The sequence below is a fragment of the Thalassobacter sp. genome, assembly GCF_982993085.1.
Map to the genome: position 1 here is coordinate 34,703 of NZ_CEZFMW010000013.1, position 7,357 is coordinate 42,059.

Consider the following 7,357-nt stretch of genomic DNA (forward strand, 5'->3'; position numbering starts at 1 on the left):
ATTGATGACTGAAAAACTAACGGTTGGGTTTATCGGCGTTGGCTTGATGGGCCACGGGATGGCGAAAAACATCCTTCAGGGCGGATATCCTTTGGTTATTAAGGGGAACCGCAATAGGGCACCTGTGGATAGCCTAGTTGGTATGGGCGCGACCGAAGTCCAGACCGCGCGGGAGATGGCTGAGCAGTGTGATGTGATCCACCTTTGTCTGTCTAACTCTCCGCAGGTTGAGGCGATTATTCGTGGCCCTGACGGTATCTTGGCTGGTGCGCGCAACGGCCTGATCGTGGTCGATACAACGACCGCGGATCCAACATCTACAATGGCGCTGGCCGATGAGATGGCAGCACAGGGTGTGCACATGGTTGACGCGCCATTGGGCCGAACCCCCAAAGAAGCCGAGGCCGGGTCGCTTGATGCGATGGTTGGCGCATCTAGCGAAGCGTTTACCAAGGTTAAGCCGATTATCGAATGCTGGTCGGGCTCCATTAACCATATCGGCGGGGTTGGAGCGGGCCATAAGATGAAGTTAATCATGAATTTCATGGCGATGTCCTATGCATCGGTTTATTCCGAGGCGCTGAGCATCGCGGTTAAATCTGGCCTGACACCGCAATCGGTGCGGGATGTTATGGCGCCCTCGCGCATGGGGTGCGGTTTCTTCGATACGTTCTTTTCTGGCGCTGTCGGCGGTGACCCTGATGCGCACAAATTTGCTATCGCTAATGCGGCCAAAGATGTGCGGTATGTGGCGTCCATGGCAACCGCCGCGGGTGTGATGAACCCGATGGGGGCAGCCGTCCGGAACTACTTTGATCAAGCCGAAGCGGTTGGCAAAGGGCAGGATTATGTGCCGACGATTGCCAGTCATATCGCAGAATTGAACGGTTGCGATCTGTCTGAAGCTGTTAAGAAAGGCGAAAGCTAGGGTTAACCTTGCGATCACCGAACCCAAGTGAGGATCATTCATTGTCATCCCCTAAGCCAAATGTCGGCGCACCTATCGGGCCTATGGACTTCACAGCACTGGATGGTGGCCCAATCACCGTTGGTGGCCCCACGGATCGCTGGACGCTATTGGTGGTTTACCGGGGGCGGCATTGCCCGCGCTGCAAGCGTTATCTGAACAAGTTCAACGCTATGCTTTCCGATTGGACAGCATTGATGGATATCGTTGTTGTTTCTGCGGACAGCTTGGAAAAAGCGCAGCTGGACAAGGCTGAATTCGGCTGGAATTTCAATCTGTGCTATGGCCTGACGGAGGCGCAGATGCGATCCCTTGGGCTGTATGTATCCGACCCTTTGTCCGAGGCCGAAACCACGACGCGGTTTGCCGAACCGGGCACTTTTGCGATCCGACCTGATGGAACGCTGATGCTGGTCGATATCTCAAACGGGCCGGCGTCGCGGCCTGATTTGGACGAATTGCTTGATGGAATGCGATTCAATATCGAAAATGACCGGCCGGTGCGCGGGACAGCATAGTTGGTTAATGAGGCGGGCCGTTGGTTAAAACGGCCTCTCGCTTAGCTCACCAATTTTGCGGTGCCGTCTTCTAGCATTGCTTGCACTTTCGCCATCTCACAGAAGCCATTTTGGACCTTTGCATCGAGGGTATCTTCCAGTTCCTGTATGGCTGCCAGTTGGGCGATAACAGCATCAATCATCGCAAAGGGCACGACGACAACACCATCTCGGTCGGCGACAATCATGTCGCCGGTTTCGACATGCCGGCCGCCAACAACAGCACCAAACCCAACCTTGCCAGGTCCGTTCGAGTAAGGAGAGTTTGGGCTAAGCCCGGCACACCACGCAGGCAGGCCCGCAGCCACAATCCCGGGGTAGTCGCGCATTTGACCGTCGGTGATAAACCCAGCTACGCCCTTGTTTTTCATCATCCCGCAGAATCTGTCGCCAGCTGCTGGGCAATTCGTGTGGCCGTGTACCGCCGCCACAATAACATCGCCCGGCTGCGCAATGTGGATCGCGCCCATCGTCGCCAAAATCTCTGCTGGACCGTTGTCAGCCACGAGTGCGGGGCCATGGGTGTGTAAGGGCAGGCCACCATCTATGCAGACCGGCTGGATTGACGTGCACAGCGCGCCTTGCCCGTCCATTGCGTCGCACAAGAACCCGGTTGGGATGTTCTTGAATGCGTCGATCTGCGCCTGCGTCGGCCTGTTAATCGTGGCGCGAATTGTCAGCTTGGCGGGTTCTTCGATCATTTTAATCTCCCTTGATGTTGTATTGGGGCGCGGCTCATAGAATAATCGTTAACGCATAAAAGGTGCCCATTCCGGCGATGATTGCCCCGATGACTGACCCACGAAGCCCGACCAAAAATGCGGCAATGGCGGCGATGATGCGGACCGGGTCCATGTCCCCGCTTGTGGCGTCGGGCCACAGGACCAAAGGCGTGAACAGCGCGGGAAAGACCGCCACCCCAACATAGCGCAGATGCAATAGCGCCCATTCCGGCAGTTCCCGCCCACCCAGCAGGCCAAGGAATGAAAACCGGATAGCAAAGGTGCCAAGCCCAAGTGCGATGGTCAGCAGCCAAAATGTTGTATCGTCGATCATGGTGCGCATACCTTGCGGCGTCGGATAAACAGCTCTGTTTGGGCTCCGACGATCATCGCAATGATTGCCGCAATAAAGAGGCCAAGTGACCAAGGCACCCACGCGAATGCAATTGCCATTGCGCAGGAAGTTAGTGCAGCGACCACGTGTGACAGCGACCGTAGCAGGGGTGCGGTTAGTGCGATGAAACAAACCGGAACGGCGAAATCCAATGACCAGCTTTCGGGTATGGCCTGCCCCAAGATTGCGCCCAAAAGTGTGCAGGCATACCATATCGGGCAGATCAGCATCATAGCCCCAAAGTAGTACGCAACCTTGGTGTCCGGGGTCATTTCGGGGCGATCTTCGTATGTTTTGACCGCTACAGCAAAGGCTTGGTCGACCATCAAATAGGCCATCAAGGCCCGTGTTCCTAGCCGGGCGTGGCCCAAGTGCGGAACCAAAGCGGCGGAATACATCGCCATGCGCAGGTTGACGGCCAGGGCGGCGAATAGGGCAATGAACACCGGCGCTTGGTCTTGTAGCAGCGCAAGCGCCGTGAATTGAGACGCTCCGGCAATCACTAGAACCGACATGGACATGGTCTGTAAAATGTCCAAACCCGCATCCCGCGCCACGACGCCGAACAACATCGAATAGGGCACAACGATCAGGATGAATGGCGCGCAATCGAGGTAGCCGCGCCAAAAGGCTTGGCGCGTCGTCATTGCAGGCTGCTTGATCGCAATTTCACGCGCAAATAGACCAACCCAGCCGCTGACGCCTCGCACTGCGCACGCTGCCGTGCGATTTGATCGCCTGTGGCTTCGGATGCAGCCTTGGCCAGTTCCTCCATGCGGTCACATTGCATCAAGTTCCCCAGCAGATCGTACTTTAACTCAACCGCGGCAATTGTCGCGAGCCGCTCATCAGCGGTTTCTTTGATCCGCTCCATGTTGGCTGCGATACCGATATTCCAGGCCTCTCGGGCTTGGCCGAAACACAGCACCGCTGAGGCGGTCATTTCGCTAGGCGTCGTAAGGCAACGTTGGTGTGCCTGATCCACACACACGGTTGGGTTTTCGCCTTGGGCGAGCCGCTCATTCAGGCAGGCATCGGTTGTGATCAGATCGACATCCGCTGACGCTACTGAGCCAAAACTCAAAGCCACAAACACGCATGCCGCGTGCAAGATACCGTTTCGCATTGGCTGCTCTCCCTCTCCCTTGAGTGGGCTCATCTTTGCCCTTGCATTTGGTATACCATTTCGGAATGGTATGCCAAGCGCCCCTTTCTAAGCGGGCAAATTCACATCATGGGAGGGCACGATGTCTGATACCCGCGCCAACAAGCGGTTCCGCTCGCAGGAGTGGTTTGACAACCCAAACAACCCGGGCATGACAGCGCTGTATACCGAACGGTATCAAAACAGCACCTTTACCCGCGAAGAGCTGCAAAGCGCGCGTCCGGTGATTGGGATTGCACAGACCGGCTCGGACCTTGTGCCCTGCAATAAAATCCATGTGTTCCTGATGGATCGCATCAAGGCGGGCATACGTGAGGCTGGTGGCATTCCGATGGAATTCCCAGTGCATCCTGTTCAGGAAACTGGCAAACGCCCGACGGCGGCGCTGGATCGTAACCTTCAATATCTTAGCCTTGTTGAGGTGCTGCATGGCTATCCGCTGGATGGTGTCGTGCTGACCACCGGCTGTGATAAAACTACGCCCGCGATGTTGATGGGCGCGGCCACCATGGATATTCCCGCCATCGCCTTGAATGGTGGGCCGATGCTGGACGGTTGGTGGAAAGGAAAGCGTGCTGGATCCGGCGCAATCGTCTGGGAAAGCCGCCGCCTTTTGGCTGAAGGCAAGATCGACTATGAGGAGTTTATGAAGCGCGTGTGCTCCTCTGCGCCGAGCCAAGGGCATTGTAACACGATGGGTACGGCGAGCACGATGAACGCGATGGCTGAGGCGCTGGGCATGACCCTGACGGGCAACAGCGCGATCCCTGCGCCGTTTCGTGAGCGGATGGCCATGGCCTATGAGACCGGCAAGCGGATCGTTGGAATGGTCTATGAGGACCTCAAGCCCTCGGACATCCTGACGCGTGAAGCTTTTGAAAACGCGATTGTGGTGAATTCCGCGATCGGCGGATCGACGAATGCGCCGCCACACTTGCAGGCCGTCGCGCGGCATATTGGCGTTGAATTGCACGTGACTGATTGGGAGAAAATCGGCTTTGACGTGCCCTTGATGGTCAACATGCAGCCCGCTGGCGAATACCTTGGCGAAAGCTTTTTCCGTGCAGGTGGTGTGCCCGCAGTAATGGGTGAGTTGATCAAGGCTGAGCGCTTGCATCTGGACGTCATGACCGCCACAGGCAAAACGATGGGAGAAAACCTGTCAGGTTGGGAGAGCGAAGATACCGACGTGATCACCACCTACGCGGAACCGATGCGCTTGCATGCCGGGTTCAAGGTTTTGTCCGGAAATCTCTTTGACAGTGCGCTGATGAAAACCAGCGTGATTTCATCAGATTTCCGCCAAAGGTTTTTATCAGAGCCGGGCAACGAGGGGGTGTTTGAAGCGCGTGCCGTCGTGTTCGAAGGCCCAGAGGATTATCATGACCGGATCAACGATGCCTCGCTTGAGATTGATGATCACACGATTCTGTTTATCCGTGGGGTTGGCTGTGTGGGGTATCCCGGCTCAGCTGAAGTGGTGAATATGTTGCCGCCTGACGCGATTGTCCGGCAAGGGGTGAACCATTTGCCAACGGTTGGTGATGGGCGCCAGTCCGGCACGTCCGAGAGCCCGTCGATTCTGAACGCTTCACCGGAGTCGGTGGTTGGTGGTGGGCTTGCCTATCTAAACACAGGTGACCGTGTCCGATTGGATCTCAACGCGAGCCGGATGGATGCTTTGGTGCCAGACGACGAGTGGCAGGCGCGTATTGATGCGTGGGAAGCACCTGAGTTAAAGCATCAGACCCCTTGGCAGGAGATTTACCGCAAGCATGTTGGGCAGTTGTCCGATGGCGGCTGTCTGGAGTTGGCGACGGCGTACCAGAAAATTCGTCACGATTTGCCGCGTGATAATCACTAGTTGGGGGCTCTGCCCCCGCTTCGCTCCCCCGGGATATTTACGAACCAAACAAGGTAGGGACACGGGTCCATGACAAAGAGTATCATCATCACCGGCGGTGGGCGCGGGATTGGTAAGGCAACGGCTGAGGCGTTTCTTGAGGCGGGCTGGAAAGTTGGTCTTGTGGGGCGTAACGCAGATGCTTTGGAGGCTGTTGCTGCCACGCATGGAAATGCGTTGGCCATGCCTTGTGACGTGAGTGACGAAGCATCGGTGGTGGATGCCTTTGGAAAAGCTGCGGCACAGTGGGGCCACCTGGATGTGCTGTTTAACAATGCAGGTGTATCGCTGGCTTCGACCACAGTGGATGAGATCGACGTTGCTGCGTGGCGGAACCTTATTGATATCAACATCACCGGCAGTTTTATTTGTGCCAAAGTGGCTTTTGGTTTGATGCGGGCGCAGGACCCGCAGGGTGGGCGGATCATTAATAATGGTTCGGTTTCAGCCTATGTGCCGCGGTATGGTTCAGCCGCTTATACGACATCCAAGCATGCGATCACTGGATTGACGCGCTCGGTTTCCTTGGATGGGCGTGCGTATAATATTGCGTGTGGTCAGATCGATATTGGCAACGCCTTGACCGATATGGCCGTGGCGATGACCAAGGGTGTGCCGCAGGCTGATGGGTCAATGGCAGTAGAGCCGGTGATGGACGTGTCGAACGTTGCCTCATCGGTACTGCACATGGCGTCATTGCCGTTGGATGCGAACGTTCAGTTCATGACCGTGATGGCGTCAGCGATGCCCTATATCGGGCGCGGTTAGACGTAACGCTGGGAAGTGGTGGGTGAATTGTCACCCACCTTTTACTTTTCGTTCTCTGGCCCAGATGTACAAACCCGACCCGATGATAATCGCGCCGCCGCCCAGAGTGTAAACTGTGGGCCATGTGCCGAATACAAAGATACCCGCGAATGCGGCAAACACAATCTGCGTGTAAAACATCGGGGAAAGCAGTGAGGCATCTGCCCAGCGGTGCGCCGTAGTGGCCGCGATATGACCTGTGGCGCCGAAAAAGCCGATGGCCATAAAGACCATCCACGCCTGCATATCCGGTGGCCAGACCCACCCCTTGATCACAAAGGGCAAAAGGATTGTGGTAGAAACGGCCGACGACCAAAGTTGTTGTGTTGCGTTGCTTTCGATACCCGCCAACATGCGTGTCATCACGAAATAGAGCGATGCTACAAGCACCGACGCGACCGACAATAGCATAGCGGGGTGCCATGCCGCCGACCATGGTTGGGTCACGACCAACACCCCTGAAAAGCCCACGCAGACTGCAATGACACGGCGAAGGCCTACGGTTTCGCCCAGCATTGGGATTGCCAATAGAGTGACCATGATTGGCATCGTGAATTGTATGGTCGTGGTGATTGTGATGGGCAAATAGCTGAGTGCGATGAAGTTTAGGATCGTACTGCCCAGCAAAAAGACTGAGCGCAGGAACTGCTTGCCCGGGCTTTGGGATCGGAGCGCATCCAGCCCTTCTTGGGGGAGGTATACGATCAGTGACACGAGTAGGTGCCCGGCGTATCGGGCAAACACCACCTGCAACGCAGGCAGCCCCGCGATCAGCAACCATTTGGCTGACGTGTCGATACAGGTGAACAAGGCCACCGCGAGCACCATGATACCGATGCCCG

At 56.3% G+C, this 7,357-nt stretch carries 9 protein-coding genes; 4 read left to right on the top strand and 5 right to left on the bottom strand.

Annotation, left to right across the window (positions count from 1 at the left end):
• Positions 1 to 4 precede the first annotated feature (4 nt).
• Together AC4GMC_RS03890 and AC4GMC_RS03895 are read left to right on the top strand one after the other, a co-directional pair.
• Positions 5 to 928 (top strand): NAD(P)-dependent oxidoreductase, encoded by a 924-nt coding sequence (locus tag AC4GMC_RS03890; protein WP_487875614.1) that lies wholly within the window; start codon positions 5 to 7, stop codon positions 926 to 928.
• Between the two features lie 83 nt (positions 929 to 1,011).
• On the top strand, positions 1,012 to 1,485 hold the full coding sequence (locus tag AC4GMC_RS03895) for a peroxiredoxin family protein (RefSeq protein WP_487878922.1): 474 nt from the start codon (positions 1,012 to 1,014) through the stop codon (positions 1,483 to 1,485).
• A gap of 41 nt (positions 1,486 to 1,526) precedes the next feature.
• Here AC4GMC_RS03895 and AC4GMC_RS03900 read toward each other — a convergent pair whose 3' ends face one another.
• The 4 genes from AC4GMC_RS03900 to AC4GMC_RS03915 are packed head-to-tail and all read right to left on the bottom strand — an operon-like array spanning position 1,527 to position 3,766.
• The gene (locus tag AC4GMC_RS03900) at positions 1,527 to 2,225 is read right to left on the bottom strand and encodes an RraA family protein (RefSeq protein ID WP_487875612.1); all 699 of its coding nucleotides are present in this window, start codon (positions 2,223 to 2,225) and stop codon (positions 1,527 to 1,529) included.
• 34 nt (positions 2,226 to 2,259) lie between these two features.
• Positions 2,260 to 2,580 (bottom strand): AzlD domain-containing protein, encoded by a 321-nt coding sequence (locus AC4GMC_RS03905; RefSeq protein ID WP_487875611.1) that lies wholly within the window; start codon positions 2,578 to 2,580, stop codon positions 2,260 to 2,262.
• Entirely contained in the window at positions 2,577 to 3,287 is a 711-nt protein-coding gene (locus AC4GMC_RS03910) for an AzlC family ABC transporter permease (RefSeq protein WP_487875610.1), read from the bottom strand. Before AC4GMC_RS03910 ends, AC4GMC_RS03905 begins: the two co-directional genes overlap by 4 nt.
• Complete coding sequence (locus tag AC4GMC_RS03915) at positions 3,284 to 3,766, bottom strand: hypothetical protein (protein ID WP_487875609.1); 483 nt, start codon at positions 3,764 to 3,766, stop codon at positions 3,284 to 3,286. Before AC4GMC_RS03915 ends, AC4GMC_RS03910 begins: the two co-directional genes overlap by 4 nt.
• 121 nt (positions 3,767 to 3,887) lie before the next feature.
• On the opposite strand from AC4GMC_RS03915, the gene AC4GMC_RS03920 reads away from it, so the two are divergent.
• Positions 3,888 to 5,669, top strand: coding sequence for an IlvD/Edd family dehydratase (locus AC4GMC_RS03920; RefSeq protein ID WP_487875608.1), 1,782 nt, complete (start codon positions 3,888 to 3,890; stop codon positions 5,667 to 5,669).
• A gap of 69 nt (positions 5,670 to 5,738) precedes the next feature.
• Positions 5,739 to 6,476, top strand: a complete 738-nt coding sequence (locus tag AC4GMC_RS03925) for an SDR family oxidoreductase (RefSeq protein ID WP_487875607.1) — start codon at positions 5,739 to 5,741, stop codon at positions 6,474 to 6,476.
• Between the two features lie 30 nt (positions 6,477 to 6,506).
• Here the strand turns inward: AC4GMC_RS03925 and AC4GMC_RS03930 are convergent.
• Positions 6,507 to 7,357: DMT family transporter (locus AC4GMC_RS03930; RefSeq protein ID WP_488082224.1), on the bottom strand; the 851-nt coding region annotated here is incomplete at its 5' end.

Bases quoted from the DNA above. Each gene is read 5' to 3' on its own strand.
- AC4GMC_RS03905 (WP_487875611.1), bottom strand. From the start codon at position 2,580: ATGATCGACGATACAACATTTTGGCTGCTGACCATCGCACTTGGGCTT.
- AC4GMC_RS03900 (WP_487875612.1), bottom strand. From the start codon at position 2,225: ATGATCGAAGAACCCGCCAAGCTGACAATTCGCGCCACGATTAACAGG.
- AC4GMC_RS03895 (WP_487878922.1), top strand. From the start codon at position 1,012: ATGGACTTCACAGCACTGGATGGTGGCCCAATCACCGTTGGTGGCCCC.
- AC4GMC_RS03925 (WP_487875607.1), top strand. From the start codon at position 5,739: ATGACAAAGAGTATCATCATCACCGGCGGTGGGCGCGGGATTGGTAAG.
- AC4GMC_RS03890 (WP_487875614.1), top strand. From the start codon at position 5: ATGACTGAAAAACTAACGGTTGGGTTTATCGGCGTTGGCTTGATGGGC.
- AC4GMC_RS03915 (WP_487875609.1), bottom strand. From the start codon at position 3,766: ATGCGAAACGGTATCTTGCACGCGGCATGCGTGTTTGTGGCTTTGAGT.
- AC4GMC_RS03920 (WP_487875608.1), top strand. From the start codon at position 3,888: ATGTCTGATACCCGCGCCAACAAGCGGTTCCGCTCGCAGGAGTGGTTT.
- AC4GMC_RS03910 (WP_487875610.1), bottom strand. From the start codon at position 3,287: ATGACGACGCGCCAAGCCTTTTGGCGCGGCTACCTCGATTGCGCGCCA.